Annotated in this window: 11 protein-coding genes; all 11 read left to right on the top strand. The window is 57.9% G+C overall.

Translation table 11 applies throughout. The annotated features are described in order from the left end of the window. The first annotated feature begins 383 nt into the window (after positions 1-383). The 11 genes from modA (at position 384) to B1748_RS32050 (ending at position 15,595) form a co-directional block, all read left to right on the top strand. Entirely contained in the window at positions 384-1,202 is an 819-nt protein-coding gene (gene modA, locus B1748_RS32095; RefSeq protein ID WP_373271316.1) for a molybdate ABC transporter substrate-binding protein, read from the top strand. A 5-nt stretch (positions 1,203-1,207) separates the two neighbouring features. Continuing rightward, positions 1,208-1,873 carry a molybdate ABC transporter permease subunit gene (modB, locus tag B1748_RS32090; RefSeq protein ID WP_373271317.1) on the top strand — a complete coding sequence of 222 codons (666 nt, stop codon included), beginning with the start codon at positions 1,208-1,210 and terminating at the stop codon, positions 1,871-1,873. A 70-nt stretch (positions 1,874-1,943) separates the two neighbouring features. Beyond that, the gene (locus B1748_RS32085) at positions 1,944-2,750 is read left to right on the top strand and encodes a polysaccharide deacetylase family protein (protein WP_256976073.1); all 807 of its coding nucleotides are present in this window, start codon (positions 1,944-1,946) and stop codon (positions 2,748-2,750) included. Positions 2,751-2,764: 14 nt separating this feature from the next. Then, on the top strand, positions 2,765-2,896 hold the full coding sequence (locus tag B1748_RS37725; RefSeq protein ID WP_256976072.1) for a hypothetical protein: 132 nt from the start codon (positions 2,765-2,767) through the stop codon (positions 2,894-2,896). A gap of 118 nt (positions 2,897-3,014) precedes the next feature. Next, the gene (locus tag B1748_RS32080; RefSeq protein WP_087572046.1) at positions 3,015-4,793 is read left to right on the top strand and encodes a sensor histidine kinase; all 1,779 of its coding nucleotides are present in this window, start codon (positions 3,015-3,017) and stop codon (positions 4,791-4,793) included. Next, positions 4,790-6,460 carry a response regulator gene (locus B1748_RS32075; RefSeq protein WP_087572045.1) on the top strand — a complete coding sequence of 557 codons (1,671 nt, stop codon included), beginning with the start codon at positions 4,790-4,792 and terminating at the stop codon, positions 6,458-6,460. The genes B1748_RS32080 and B1748_RS32075 overlap by 4 nt, the downstream gene beginning before the upstream one ends. A 167-nt stretch (positions 6,461-6,627) precedes the next feature. Beyond that, complete coding sequence (locus B1748_RS32070; protein ID WP_256976071.1) at positions 6,628-7,590, top strand: ABC transporter permease; 963 nt, start codon at positions 6,628-6,630, stop codon at positions 7,588-7,590. A 13-nt stretch (positions 7,591-7,603) separates the two neighbouring features. Further along, positions 7,604-8,500: a carbohydrate ABC transporter permease gene (locus B1748_RS32065; protein ID WP_087572043.1), complete on the top strand. Its 897-nt coding sequence runs from the start codon at positions 7,604-7,606 to the stop codon at positions 8,498-8,500. A gap of 56 nt (positions 8,501-8,556) precedes the next feature. Beyond that, positions 8,557-10,200, top strand: coding sequence for a type 2 periplasmic-binding domain-containing protein (locus B1748_RS32060; RefSeq protein WP_087572042.1), 1,644 nt, complete (start codon positions 8,557-8,559; stop codon positions 10,198-10,200). 113 nt (positions 10,201-10,313) lie between these two features. Next, positions 10,314-13,334, top strand: coding sequence for an FAD-dependent oxidoreductase (locus B1748_RS32055; RefSeq protein ID WP_179215927.1), 3,021 nt, complete (start codon positions 10,314-10,316; stop codon positions 13,332-13,334). Next, a complete protein-coding gene (locus B1748_RS32050; RefSeq protein WP_087572040.1) occupies positions 13,223-15,595 on the top strand; it encodes a heparinase II/III domain-containing protein in 2,373 nt (790 codons plus the stop codon). Before B1748_RS32055 ends, B1748_RS32050 begins: the two co-directional genes overlap by 112 nt. Positions 15,596-15,607: the final 12 nt, after the last annotated feature.

Genomic DNA, 15,607 nt, shown 5'->3' with positions numbered 1-15,607 from the left:
TCCGCGAAGCCGCACGCGCTGCAATAGCCCGACTTTTTCGGGCTATTGCACTCCGCGAAGCCGCTCGCGCGCCAGTAGCCCGACTTTCGAGACTGCCTAATCGATTAAAAACAATGTTACTTTTTCACCGACTGGGAACTCTCAATAAAAATTGATCGGAGAGAAGGACTGTTGGAATTAATCAACAATCTCGAAAATCAGGCTACAGAAACGCACAACGTTGGCGTGTGGAGCAAAGTAAGGCGTTAGTCCCTCAGCTGCCCTAAAGACATACCTTCGCCAGAGTGATATTACCTCACATGAAGGTTTACATCCAAGCAAAAGCAGAATTATAATTATATCTAGATATAAATAGATATAATTAGATGAAAGGTGTTGGGTGGATGTCGGGGAGAACAGTGAGGTTTCATCCGATTTGGTTATTGGCGTTAGCGATCATGATCATCATGACTGGCTGCGCGTCGGGTTCGAACGAGAAGCAGCAGGAAGCTGCGGGAACGCCAGTCGAGCTGACGGTGTCTGCCGCTGCCAGTCTGACGGATGCACTCGAACAATTAAAAAGCATATATGAGTCCAAAGCTGGAGGCGACGTGAAGATTTTGTACAATTTCGGAGCCTCCGGCGCGCTGCAGACTCAGATCGAGGAAGGCGCGCCTGTTGATCTGTTTTTGTCGGCCGCTACGAAGAACATGAAAGCTCTGGTGGACGGAGGTTACATCGAAGAGGGTCAGCAGAGCAACCTGCTCGGCAACGATCTCGTCGTTGTTGTACCAACAGACAGCAAGCTGGACCTTGCCGCCGTGCAGGACTTGCAGGGAGCTGACGTAAAACGAATCGCGATCGGCATTCCGGAGAGCGTCCCTGCGGGGAGCTACGCCAAAGAGGCACTCGAGCATGCAGCGTTGTGGGATCCCTTGCAGGGCGTAATGGTACAAGCCAAGGATGTTCGCCAAGTGCTAAGCTACGTGGAGACGGGCAATGCGGATGTCGGCTTCGTATACCGAACGGACGCGAAGTCATCGACCGCATCCAAGGTAGCCTTTGCCGTATCGCCGGACAGCTATACGCCGATTCGGTATCCGGTCGGCATCGTGAAGGCGACGGGGCATCCGGAGGAAGCGGCGGCGTTCCTAGAATTTCTGCAGAGCAAGGAAGCGTTGGACGTCTTCGTCCAATACGGCTTCTCCGTTCCGAATCCGTGATCAGCATCGACTGGCAGACATTCTGGCCGCCGATTCGGCTGTCCATCCAGGTCACGCTGCTGTCCAGCATCGTAGCTGCCGTGCTTGGCATCGCCGCGGCATGGTGGATGTCCCGCAGGAAATTCCGCGGACAAACGATGTTGGATACGGCGTTCCTGCTCCCGCTTGTTTTGCCGCCGACCGTTGTGGGCTTCCTGCTGCTTATGCTGCTCGGACGCAGAAGCTGGGTCGGTCAAGCGATCGAATGGCTGTTCTCGTCGCCTGTTATATTTAGCGTGTGGGCGGCCGTCATCGCGGCCGTCGTCGTTGCGTTCCCGCTTGTCTACCAGACGATGAAGGTCGGCTTCGACTCGGTCGACCGCGAGCTGGAGGAGTCGGCGCGATCCATGGGAGCCAGCAACATGCAGGTGTTCCGCATGATTACGTTGCCGCTTGCCTGGCGCTCGCTAGTGACGGCCTATGTGCTCGGCTTCGCCCGCGGCCTGGGCGAGTTCGGCGCGACCCTGATGATTGCAGGCAACATACCCGGCAAAACCCAAACGGTGCCTACCGCGATCTATGTGGCGGTTGACGCCGGCCGAATGACGATGGCATGGGCCTGGACGATTGGCATCGTCATCATCTCGTTTCTATTGCTCCTATTGACGGGGCGATGGAAAGGAAGGCACTAGGCGCGAGCCCCTTGATCCAGTATGATAGAGTTTGATAACGAACAATGCGAGGATGAAAGGGGATAGTCTCTTGGCCACACGCAAAATCAAATTCGATCGTTTCCCGAACGGCAACCAAAAAGCTGTCGTATTCAGCTTCGACGACGGACGCGAGCATGATCGTCGGTTAGTCGAGATGATGAATCGATACGGACTGAAAGGCACGTTTCATCTCAATTCCGGATTTTTTGGACGAGACGGGTATATCCAAGCGGAAGAGGTTCAAACATTATTCGAAGGGCATGAAGTGTCCGCACACACGGTGACGCATCCGTTCCTCGAGCAGTCGCCTTCGGATCAGGTGGCGGAGGAGATTTTGACGGACAGGGCGGCGCTTGAAGCGCTTGTCGGGTATCCGGTTCGGGGCATGAGCTACCCGTTCGGCACCTACAACGACAGGGTGGTGGAGATGTTACCTGCTCTGGGTATCGAGAATGCGCGTACGGTGCAAAGCCACGGCGGTTTCCACATGCCGGCGGACCCATTGCGTTGGCACCCAACCTGCCATCACAAGACGATGGTGGAGAAAGCGGAGGAGTTCCTGGCTTTGCAGTCTCGCCACTCGCGTATGGAGCTGTTGTTTATTTGGGGGCATAGTTATGAGTTTGCCAATGACGACAATTGGGAGTTGGTCGACCGTGTCGGCGAGCTGCTGGGCGGCCGTGAAAATCTTTGGCACACTACAATGTCGGAGCTGATCGCATACCAAAATGCCGTAATCGCACTCCGTTTCTCTGTCGACAGGAGTCTTGTCCACAATCCGTCCGCTACCGATGTATGGATCGGCGTTGACGGGGACTCGGCCATGGTGCCGGCGGGCAAGACGATTAAACTGTAGCAGCTGTTATTGCAATGAACGCCGAAGAACCTCGCCGATCTAATGATCGACGAGGTTCTTCGCTATGGCCGGATTGCATGATCGCGGCCACAATTCCGATTAATCTCGTCAGCTCCGTCAAGTCGTCGGGCCAGATGCCCGGCTAACGATCGGCATGACGGCCGCCGGATTTTTCCAGAGCTGCTTTGACCGATCGTGTCGAACATTGTAGACACCCTTATGGGAAATGCATACAATCAGTAGAAAAAGGAGGGTTGGACGCAGATGAGAACCTTTCAATCCAAGCTGATGCTGTTTTTGGTGCTGGTCACCTTGTTTCCCGTCATGATCATGGGAACCTACGCCTACCATACCTCGGTGAAGACAGTCCGTGCCAACGCTATGCAGGGCATGCAGGCGGCTCTCGAGCAGATCGGCCACAACGTGGATTTCCAGATGACCCTGTACAAGAAGTACATGGACTTCATGGTGGCGTCGGACGAGCTGAAAAAAGTGCTGTTCGGCAATGATTTCGACAAAACGAAAGTGGAGACCCGGAATGCGTATCAGGAGCTGGATACAATTATGAACCGGCTGTTTTTCGAGGAGCAGCTTATCGGCCATGTGGAATTTTACCGCGACCATGAGCTGTTGTACTCCTATTCGGGGACGGGAGGCGTAAGCGGCAGCGGGATCGGAAGTTCGGCCATCTATGACCGCGCAATGGACCAGCACGGCAAGGTATACATGGAGAAGCTGCCATCCGCCGACAATTCCGACGGAGGGTATTACGTATTGGGGCGACGCCTGTACGACAACATGGATCGTCATGAAGACGATTCGTATTCGGCAGGCGTATTCCTGTTCGTACGCGAGACGAATTTCTCGGCGATTATTCGCGAGAGCAACTCGTATACTCGCGGAGCGATGACGATCAGCACGCTGGACGGCATGCCGCTTGCACGTACGGGCGAGCTTGGGATTGCCCAGTCCGAGCTGATCGCGAACGAAACGTTGGGCAATTCGGCAGGGCCTTCGGTAGGCCAACACAGCGTCTCCCTGGGGGGAGAATCCTACATGGTCGGCTACTACCGCCTGCCGCAATGGAATATTCAGATCGTTCAGGTACTGCCTCAGTCCGAGGTGACGGGAGGCATCGCCACGATCGCCAGATCCACCTACTTGTTATGCGCCTTATTGCTCATCGTCTTGCTGACCGCGTCGTGGGTGTTCGCTCGCAAGTTTGCAAGACCCGTGAAAACGATGGTTCATGCGATGAGACAAATTCAGGCCGGCAATTTCAACATTCAGGTCGCAACGAACTTTGATAACGAGTTTGCGGTAATGGCCGGTTCGTTCAACTTCATGGCCGCCAGATTGAAGGAGGTCGTCGGACGGTTGGTCGAAGAGGAGAAGCGGCGGGGCGACACCGAATTCCAGATGCTGCAGTATCAGATCAACCCTCATTTCCTCAACAATGCGCTTGGTTCGATTCGCTTGCAAGCGCTGACACGGGGCGAAAGCGTGCTGGCGGACATGATCCATACGCTCGCGCGAATTTACCAGCGGACGCTGGGCAACGGCAAACGACTCATCCGGTTAAGGACGGAGTTGGCGAACCTGAAGGATTATATCAAGATTCAACAGATGCAATACGCGAATGCGTTACATGTCCAATTTGACGTTGAGGACGAATTGCTTGAATTGTATATACCGGGTCTGCTCATGCAGCCGCTCGTAGAGAACGCGATCTTCCACGGCTTGAACACGGCGGAGAACAATCCGACCTTGCGGATCGGCGCTCGCCGGGAGGGGGAGCAGCTGCTGTTGTCGGTGAGCGACAACGGTGTCGGCATGACGGCGGCCAGAATCAGGGAAGTACTGGCGGAGGACGCGAATATGGCGGATCGGCTGAGCAAGATCGGCGTCCGCAATGTGGATCAGCGGATCAAGCTGCTGTACGGCGAGGATTACGGCATTGTGCTGCATAGCGAAGAAGGCGCGGGAACGGAAGCGGTCATCCGGCTGCCGGCCATGGAGTATGAAGGGAGAGGTTTGGGATGAAAAAAATCATAATTGCGGACGACAACCGGATCGTGGTGGAGTCGGTCGCGCGCCTGGTTCCATGGGAGAGCCACGGCTTCGAGATCGCGGCTACGGCATTTGACGGGGAGCAAGCTCTGGAGGCGATCCGCGAGCGCGGCGCCGATATTGTCATTACGGATATCAAGATGCCGCGCATGGACGGACTTGAGCTGATCCGAAAAATAAAAGAGGAGCTGTCGCTTGACACAAAGACGGTTGTGCTTAGTTCGTATAATGACTTTCAACTGGTGCGAACGGCGATGCGTCTTGGAGCCTCGGAGTATATTTTGAAGACGGAGCTGGAGCCGGAGGCTTTGCTGGAGCTGATGAACGAGCTGTCGGCTGCGCTGGATAAGGAAAGAGCCGACTCCGCCCCATGGGAGGGACGCGAGGACGACAGGGAGGAAGCGGCGTCCGCGTTGCCGGCCGAACTAAGAGAGGAGCTGCGGCAAAGCCGGCGCCATATTCGCAATCAGCTTTTGCGTGAGCTATGTCTTGGTTATGCGAGCGAACAACAATTTATGAAGCGGAAGAAGGACTGGCTCCATATTCGATACCGGCCGGGCGGCCGGCATTATATGCTTTATTTCGCAGTGGATAACTTCCAGAAACTTCTAAATTTGCGTTGGCGAAAGGATGAGCATCTGCTCACATTCGCAATAATGAACGTGCTGGAGGAAATCGCCAACGACTCCGCCGATCTGTTCGACAACGGATCCGGCGAGTTTGCCATGCTCGCTTCCAGCGAAGACGAGAGCGGGACCCAAGAGGCGGAACGCGTATTCGAGCGTCTGGCGCAGGCGCTGCAGCGCCACTTCCAGGTGCAGGTGTCCGCCGGCTTCAGCGAACTGCGCGCGCAGGACGACACGGTTCCGAAGATGTTTATTCGCGCCGTTCAGGCTTGCCAGCTCAGGTTCATGCTGGGCAAGGGCATGCTCATCCATGAACGGGAGCTGGCGCGAAACGGCTATCCGGGCAAACGTCCGGAGCCCGAGCTAGGCAAGGAGCAGGTGGAGCATCTGCGCAATGTGCTGAACAGCTTCCATCCGGTGCTGCTGCGGGAAATGATGAGTTCGCTGCCGGCTCGGCCGGGCGAAACGTCGCGGACGGACTATCTGCGCGTGCTGCGCCAATATGAGAAATATACGTTTGTGCTTGCCGAATTTGCGGACAAGCACGGCTATCAGGATCTCTTCGCGCCCATGCTGGAGAGCTTCAACGAACTGATCTTCGAGCGTGAGTCGATACCTGAACTGAATCGCAGGCTGCTCGAGCTGTTGGAAACGATGGCTAATGCGATGGCGACGGGCAACAGTCTGGTCAGGGCCGTCATTCGCTACGTGCAGCTTCATTACCGGGAGGAAATTACGCTGCAATCGGTAGCGGAGCATATCGGAGTAAGCAGCGCCCATCTGGGCCGGCTTATTCAGAAGGACCAGAACATGAACTTCTCGGAATACGTCAATCAGTTCCGGATCGAGCGCGCCAAAGAGCTGCTGGCGGAGGGACGGCTGCGCGTATTCGAGATTGCGGAAGCCGTCGGCTACAACAGCGTGGAACACTTCGGCCGCATGTTCAAGCGAGTGGCCGGCATGAGTCCGCGGGAATTCGCCACCGGAGAGGGACTGCACAAAAAGCTGCAATAAGAAGCCAGCGATGTACGCAAAGATCAACGATGTACAAAAAGATCAATAAATGTTCGATACGATCATTCAGTCGCCGATTCCGCGATGGTACCATGAGTGCATGGAAAACAATCGAGGACAGGAGTTGCGCCCTGCCCCTGCACCTAAGGAAGAGGAGGAACTGAACCGTGCATACATCAATGGCAGAGACGGGCGCGAATCGGCCGCCTGCCGCCGCGAGCAGGCTGTCGCGCACGATGATCAAGCTGCGCAGGCAAAAATATTTGTTTCTGCTTATGCTGCCGGGCATCGTATATTTTGTAATTTTCAAATACATCCCGATTTACGGCGTTGTGCTGGCCTTTAAGGAATTTAATCCGATGGACGGCATTCTGGGAAGTCCCTGGGCGGGGCTGAAATATTTCGAACGAATTTTCGTCTCCGATTCGGTGCTTCAGGTGCTGTACAACACGCTTCGAATCAGCTTTCTGAAGATCGCGTTGGGCTTTCCGGCCCCGATCCTGTTCGCGCTGCTGCTGAACGAAATAATGAACAACAAGCTCAAGCGAATCATCCAGACGATTTCGTATTTGCCTCACTTCTTGTCCTGGGTCGTCATCTCCGGGCTGGTGTTCCAGCTTCTGTCGCCGAGCTACGGGCTGTATGGCTACATCTACGACCTGATGGGATGGAAGACGGAGGTGCTGCTGTCCAAGCCGGGATCGTTCCTGGCTATCATCGTAACCTCCGACATCTGGAAGGAGTTCGGCTACGGCAGCATTATTTATTTGGCGGCGATCGCCGGCATCAGCAGCGAAATGTACGAGGCGGCCAAAATCGACGGAGCGGGTCGTTTCAAGCAAATTTTCTATATCACGCTCCCCAGCCTGCTGCCGGTCATCAGCATCATGTTCGTCCTGCGGCTCGGCAACGTGCTGGATGCGGGTTTCGATCAAATCTTCAACCTGTACAATCCCGTCGTCTACGGGGTGGCGGATATAATCGATACGTACGTCTACCGCATCGGTCTGGCGGATTTCCAGTACAGCTTCGGCACGGCAGTCGGGTTATGCCAGGGCGTCGTCGCTCTCGTGCTGGTCGTATCGGCCAACTGGATCGTACGCAAAATGACGGATCATTCGATCTGGTAGGAGGAAATTCGCAATGGGCATTCGCAAGAGCAGAGCGGAGAAGCTGTTCGATATCGGCAACGCCGCCCTGTTGATTCTGGCATCCGTGACGATCCTGTATCCGTTCTGGCAGCAACTGGTCATCTCGTTCAGTCAACCGGCGGAAGCGCAGAGAATCGGACTTCACCTGTATACGGCGCAGCCGACGCTGGACGCTTACAAACGTATCTTTCAAGGCAACACGATCTTCGACGCTTATTATTGGACCATTCTCAGAACCGTGCTGGGAACCGTTCTGACGGTGCTGGTTACGTCGATGCTGGCGTATCCGCTGGCCAAGACGTATCTGTGGGCGCGCAAGTTCTGGATGTGGATGGTCGTGTTCACGATGTTTTTCAGCGGCGGACTGATCCCGATGTATCTGCTGGTCAAAAATCTGCATCTGACCAACACGATCTGGGCGCTCGTGCTGCCCGGAGTCGCCAGCGCCTGGAATATCATCATCCTGCGAAATTTCTTCTACTCCATTCCCGAGGAGCTGGAGGAGAGCGCGCGGATGGACGGCGCCAACGACCTGTACGTCTTCTTCCGGATTATCGTCCCGCTGTCGGCGCCGGTTATGGCTACGGTGACGTTATGGACGATCGTGCATCACTGGAACGCCTGGTTCGACGCGCTGATCTACATTACCGGCAATGAAATCAAAGTGCTGCAAATCTTGCTTCGGGAAGTGCTTAACGACGCCAGTCAAATGTCGGGGCTAAACCCGCTGCTGGCGGGCTCCGAGGCGGATATGGACGGTCAGCATTACACGTCGGAGTCGATCAAGGCCGCCATACTGATGGTCGTTATTCTTCCGATCGTATGCGTCTATCCGTTCCTTCAAAAATATTTCGTCAAAGGCATCATGATCGGCGCGGTGAAAGGCTGACAGCTGGTCTTGCATATAAAGGTGCAATCTAAATCTATTACTGAAGGGGTAGACTCATGAAAAAAAGACGGTTGTTAAGTTCAGGTTTGGCCTTATGTCTGACTGCGGGATTGCTTGCTGGTTGCAGCGGCGGCAACGGCTCCTCTACATCAAGTCCTTCGCCGACAGCTTCCGCGACTGCAAGCAACGCGGGCGGCAAGCAAGAGCCGGCTGCGGAAGCCAAAAGTTATACGATCAAGCTGTTCACCACCCGCATACAGCCCGATCCGGGGGCTCCAATTCTGAAGGCGATCAACGAGAAGCTGGGCCACACCGTCGAGGTGACGGCCGTTCCCGACGCTAACTATACGGAGAAGCTGAATTTGTATTACGCCTCCAACGACATGCCGGACATCTTCCAGGCGGCGACGGAGGAGATCCGCAAAAACGGCACCGCGAAGTTCACGGAGGAGGAACTGAAGACGCACATGCCGCTCTCCTACGCGGCGGGGCTGGAGCAATTCGAGGAATACGGCGTGACGAAGGAAGCCGCGATGAAACGTTTCTCGGTAGACGGACAGCTCGCTTCTTTCACGATGGGCTCGAAGGAGCTGATCTATCCGTACGGCCTCGTCATTCGTCAGGATATGCTCGATGATTTCGGGCTGGAGATGCCGAAGACGCTGGAAGACTGGGAAGTTTTTCTGAAGGCGTTCAAGGCGAAGTACCCGGACAAATATCCGCTGACGTCAAGAGGCAAGGACTCGATTACTCAATCGTTTTATCCGTTCCTTTCTGCATTCGGCACGACGTACGGCAACTGGCAGCTTAAGGACGGCAAGCTGGTATACGGTCCGTTTATGCCGGAGATGCGCGACGCGCTGGCGCTGCTCGCCGATTGGTACAAAGCCGGCTATATCAATCCGGAGTGGATCACGATGGACAACGCGGCCGTCAACAACGACTGGATCAACGGCAATAGCGCTTTAATGCAATGGGTCAACCTTGGCAACGCCATATCGGCTCCGTTCTCTCCGGGCTCCATCTTTGAGAGCCTGTCGCTAGGCAATCCGAATGCCAAGATGGCATGGGCGCCGTTCCCGGTCTGGAAGCCCGAGGTGCTGCCAGCCGTGCCGACCTATGAAGGCATTACGAACTACGGCGTAAGTTTCGGCAAACATCTGGAGCAGGATCGCGAGAAACTTTATGCGGCTATGAAAGTCGCGGACCAGTTGGCAAGCAACAAGGATACCTGGATGATGCTGACCTACGGCATCGAAGGCCAGACCTACGATATGGTTGACGGCCTGCCGGTTATCCGCAAGGAGGTCAACTCCAATGAAGGCCGGGTGAAAGAAGGGTTCGGCTGGTACTTCCTGGCGATTCCGGGTCGTAACTGGGCAGTGAATGAAACGACGAAAACCCAGGTGTACAAGGAGCAATTCGGCAAGTACGCGCAGAACGACGACGGCATGTATTCGCGCAAAAATACCGATTGGGCGTTTAATCACGTCAACGGCGTGTTAACCTCGCCGTCCGGCGAGAATCTCGACGTGAAGGGCAAAGCCAAATCCGAGGAATGGGGAACGATATTCGCCAGCGTTATCATCGGCAATAAATCGTTGGAAGATTTCGACACTTTCATCGCCGCTTGGAAGAAGGAAGTCGGCGACGAAATGACGGAAGCCGCCAATCGGCTTTATTTGGAGCAATGGCTATAAGAAAGACATAGACGTTCGGTCCGAATCCTGGGCGGCTAGCGAGCCGCCCGGGATTCTGCCTGAAGGGGATTATTGCAGATCCGGCCATGCAGCCGGGAGAGCAGGAGGAGCATATGGTGAAAACGGTAGACATCGTCGTATTGGGAGGCGGACTGGCAGGCTGCGCCGTCGCGCGAAGCGCCGCCGCGCAAGGGCTGAAGGCCGCAATCGTGGAACGCAGGGCCTCGCTCGGACATGAGCTGACCGCCACGGGGAGAGCATGGATTCGCAACGGAACGTCGGAGAGTTTGCTTCCCTTGCCGGGCGGCAGCTTGAAGAAACGGCTGTTGCAGGAACTGCTGGATGACGGCAATGTTCCGCTATTCTGCGCGGCGCCGGCCGCCGTCGCCATGCGGGAGGACGTCGTGGCGGGCGTCGTCATCGGCAATAAATACGGCTTGCAATGGCTGCCCGCGAGGGCGGTCATCGATACGACCCCCGGCGGCGCGTTCGCCGGGTTGCTTGGCCATGCCCGCAAAAGCGGCGGGGAGACCGTCGAGGTCGCCTATGTGCTGGAGATGGAAGGAGTCGGCTATTATTACGAGCCGGTGCAGCGGGTTCCCGCATCGTTTGGTTTCCTCCGGGACGAGGCGATCCTGCGTGACGGGCTGAGAAACAGGACGTTGCTCGCGGAGTTTGCTTTCACGATGACGCTGCCCCCGGGCATTCGCAACGGGAAGGCCGTCGCGGCAAGCGTGGCGAAGCGGCGAGCCGGCGAGCTTGCCGAATGGCTGCGAGGAAATGTGGAGGCTTTCGCCGACGCAAGGTTAATCCATCTGCCTCCCGAAGCGTTAATCCGAAGCCGGGAGCCGGAGGAGACCGAAGCGGGAGAACCGGCTTGGCCGGGATTGCTTATTCCGCAGAACGGCATGACGGAGGAAAATGGCAGCGAGGGACGCTCGAAGCAGTCGGCCTACGCGGGACTATACGCCCTGCCGGTGTCGATCGGACGCGAGCTGAGCACGCGCGATCTGGAGCGGTTGTCGGAACGGGCGGATCGACTGATCGAAACCGTGTTCCGCGAGCTCCCCGAAGCACAGCCGGAGCCGACCGAATATCGTTTCGGAGAGTCGACGATTGCCGCGGCGGACTGCTTGTCCTCCCCGTTCGAGGATCGGGGGATGGACGTGGCATTGACCCGCCTCTCGATCGACGGCGCGGCGATCTTCGACCGGATGACGGCCCCCGCGCTGGTGGCAGGGCTCGGCACCTCCGGGATGATGGCCGCGAGGGCGCTGATCGAGCAAGGCGAGAAGCCGGTAATGCTGGAGTCCAACAGCGAGCCGGGCGGCACAAGCGTGGTCGGACAGGTGCACGGGTATTGGAACGGCTACCGCGACGGGATCAATGCGGTTCGCGACAAACAAGTGAAGGAGATCGCGCGGCGCATCAGCGGCAAAGGCAATGCGACGGACGGCGTAGCGGCGGTTCTGTATCAGCAGGAGCTGCTGCGGGAACATGCGGAGCGTTGCTTCACGGGGACGCTGCTGTGCGGAACGCTCACGAAAGGCAACCGGGTGACGGGAGCGTTGGCGGTCGACGAGCTGGGATTATTCGCCATCGACGCGGAGGTGACCATCGATGCGACGGGGGATGCGGACGTCGCTTATCTCGCGGGCTGCGAATACGAATTCGGAGATCCGCGCGACGGCGTTACCCAGAGCTCCAGCCAGTGGGGCGAAGAGCATTGGGACATTCGCACGTTCAAGGATTCGCGTTATTTGTCCGACATCGACGTGATTTATCAGGATCGTTATTCCGAGCTGCTGCGCGGCATCGCCCTGGCCCATCGGAACAATAGCGACTATCGTTTCTCCGACATGCTGACGGTGCGGGAATCGAGACGGATCAAGGGCGAATACGTGCTGACGATGAAGGATATTTATACGAGCTCGGTGCCGGACGACTGCGTCGGAGTGACGCTGACGCCGTTCGACAATCACGGTATCGGCTCCGGTTATTTCGCCCAGATGGGGCTGAACGCGGTTCATGAGAAAAACAAGGCGCGAATCCCGTATCGCGCTTACATTCCTAAGAGGCGCGAAGGGCTGCTCGTGACGGGCAAGTCATTCTCCGCCACACGGGACGCCGCCTGCATCTGCCGGATGAACGCCGATCTGCGGCATGCCGGCTACACGGTCGGCTTGGCCGCGGCGATGGCTTGCGGCAATGGCGTCGGAGTGAGGGAGATCGATGTGGCGGCGTTGCAGTCCAGGCTGCGAGAGCTCGGCATCCTGCCGGAATGGGCGCTTGCAAAGTCGACGGAGGACGACGCCGACGCTCCTAATATTGCCGGCGGCCGCTACGATTTCCTGCGTTTGCTGTCCGGCCCGAAGGAGACTGCATTGCCGCGGGGGCGCGAAGCGGTACGCTCGGCGGATGAAAAGACGCGAAGCGGAGGTTTCACGGTGCTGGCCTGGCATGAGGAACCGGATGCGCTGGATGCCGTGGCCGCGCGGCTGGAGTCGGCCATTCGCGCAGGCGGGCTTGCGGCATCGCCATTATCGGAGGATGCCGAGGAGAAGGAGCTGGCCCATACCATCAATCGGGACATCGCGCTGCTGGGCAAGGCCGCTCGGCGCGCGGATGCAAACACGATCCGGCTCGCTCTGGAGCGGTCGAGCGCGGGCGGTTCCGTGCAGTACCTGCCGACGGCGTATCATCGCAGCCGGATCGACGGCTGGCGAGTGCCTCATTACATGAGGCTGATGACATTGGCCCAGGCGTGCGAGCGGCTGGCCGATCCGGCGCTGCTGCCCGGTCTGGAGCGGCTGCTGGAAGAACGGGAGCTGTCGGGCTATATATCGGATACGAAACATGGGGCAGTGAAGCCGTTTTTCTGCTCGTATCTGGAGCTGAGCCTCGCCCGGGCGTCCGCGCGCTGCGCGGGCCGCGCAGGCATGGAACGGCTGATCGGCTACCTGGGAGATGTTCGGTACGTGCTCGGCGATATCGCCCGCAGGGAGCTGACGGACATGACTGGATGCGACTTCGGCTTCGATCGCGAGCGGTGGCGCGGCTGGCTGCGGGAGCAGTCGATGTTGACGGCGGTGCCGTACGAGGGGCCGGTCACCGGTTATACGGAGGTGCATTAGAGTTGAAAGTGATGCGCGTAACACCCATAAATATGGCGGAGGCGATCATCGAGCCGTTCTGGGATCCGGGCTTGAGCGGGCTCGACGGCTGGAGCATCAAGGATGGGAGCGGCCATGGGCTGAAGGTGGGGCAGACCTGGTGCAACGTATCCGTGAACTGGGAGAAGCGGCCGCAGGGCGGACCGGTGCTGCGCATGGAGCGAAGCACAGAACTTGACGTATCCGGCTACGACGGTCTTGTCGTGTCGGCGGCGCTTCCGGAGGACGGAAGGCTGCGTATCGAGGCGATGACGGATCGGGGGACGGTTGGCAAAACCTTCGGACAAGGAGGCAAGGTGGAGGATGTGCTGCCGCTGGAAGGCGCAACTACGCTTCTATGGTTTGCGGTAGAGATTCATGTCGGGCGGCCGCAAGCATCGTCGGCCTGGTTCAACTGGATCGGTCTGCAGCATGCCGGACTGCTGGAGCGTTACAACAAGCAGTGGAGCCGGTTCGATGCGCGCTGGGAAGGCTATCTGGTCGACGAAAGCAGCGAGCCGTCCTTCCTTCCGGCCTACGGCATCGCGATCACGCCGGAGGAGCTGGAGCGGAACAGGGAACGCCACGAGGCGGAGTGGGCGGAGACCGGGACAAGCGGTTATTGGGAGCAGGCGAAGCCGTTCATGGACGTAGCCCCCGAAAGCCAGATTCGGGAGTACGCCCGCTTCTGGCAGGATTCCCGCTTCGCCCGCACGAGAGAGAACGATCAGTTCATCGTGTCGCCGGGGATGAAGCTGCTGCTGTACGCGCTGCTAACCCGCGACAAGAAACTGCTCCGCCTGGCGGCTCGTTACGCGTTGTCGTTATGCATGATCCCGAACTGGAGCGACGGTTTTATTACCCGCTTCCCCGGCGGCATCTTCGACCATCGCTGCTTCGTGCAGTCGCTGGTGCTGACCGAGCTGGCCTTTGCCCTGGACGGGGCAGGCGATCTGTTCACGCCGCTCGGCAAGGAGCTTATAATGCGCCGGATGATGGAAGAGGGGCTGGGCGGCGTCAACTGGACCGTATGGAAACATGATTATATTTTCGAATGCAATCAACTGGCTTGGTTCACCGCGGGAAGAATGCTTGGTTACGCCGTTCTCTCCCGCGAGTATCCGCGAATCATTCCTTATATGGAGCAGGCGTATCGGGAAATCTGCGAAAGCATGGAGAGCGTTGTCGCAGGCGACGGCTCTACCGTAGAAGGGCCGATGTACTTTATGTGTCAACCGGGCATGGGCGGCGCCGGCTTGTATTATTATGCTCGCGTTACGGGCAGGCCGTTCGCGGAGGTCGTGCCGGGCAGTCTGCTGCGCACGGCCGAATATGTCGAATCGATCGTTTCGACGGACCGGGGACGCGACTTCATTACCATTTGCGACAGCGGTCCCAATGCCTCGCTGCGTTCGGCGGCCGTGATGGCGCATCTGATGCCGGACAGCCAGTGGGTGACTGTGGCGCGCAAGGCGCTGAAGCGGGCAGGCGGGCGATGCAACGATTTTATCGCCGAGGATTTGCTGAGGTCGCTTCCTGACGCCGATCCGCCGCCGAAGCCGTTCGTCAGTCTGCCGGAGGCCGGATATGCCGCGTCGACCCGCATGCTGCACGGCCGCCCGGCGAAGCTGTTCGTGATGGGCAACAAGGCGGGCGCCGGACATACACATGAGGACAAAGGCAGCTTCGTGCTGGAATACGCGGGCGACACGTTCGCCATGGACCCCGGCGTCTGCTCGTATAATCTGCCGATGTCCCGCGAGTTGCAGCAATGCCAATGGCATAATATGCTGCTGCCGCTCGGCACGCCGGAGCGCCCGCATCCGTCCCATCCGCTGGAGGTGGACGTCAGGCCCGAGGGAGACGGCGACGAGACGCGCGTGCGCCTGCGCACGGAGCTTGCCGCCAGCTTTCCCGACTATTACGGGAGGTGGGAGAGAAGTTATGGTTCGGAGAAGACGGAGGAGCTGATCGTCACGGACGAATACGAGCTGCTCCGAGGTATGGGCGTTGCGTTTCACGTGCATACCTTGCTGCCTTGCGCGCTGCATCAGGGCAAGGTAGTGCTGACCGGCCGCGAGGCTTTATGCGAGATTGGCGTGCCGGACGGCTGCGAGGCCGATATCGAGGAACTGCAGCATCCCGATCTTGGCGTTATCCGCCGCATCCGCATTCTGCGCGAAGGCACGGCGGGGCGGCTGGCGGTATCGTTCCGGCTGGCGGTGCTTCAAGCCGGGGAATAGAACAGTAAAGGG

The sequence above is a fragment of the Paenibacillus sp. MY03 genome, assembly GCF_002165585.1.
Lineage (GTDB): Bacteria > Bacillota > Bacilli > Paenibacillales > Paenibacillaceae > Pristimantibacillus > Pristimantibacillus agaridevorans.
This window is presented reverse-complemented; position numbering and strand designations above follow the sequence as displayed.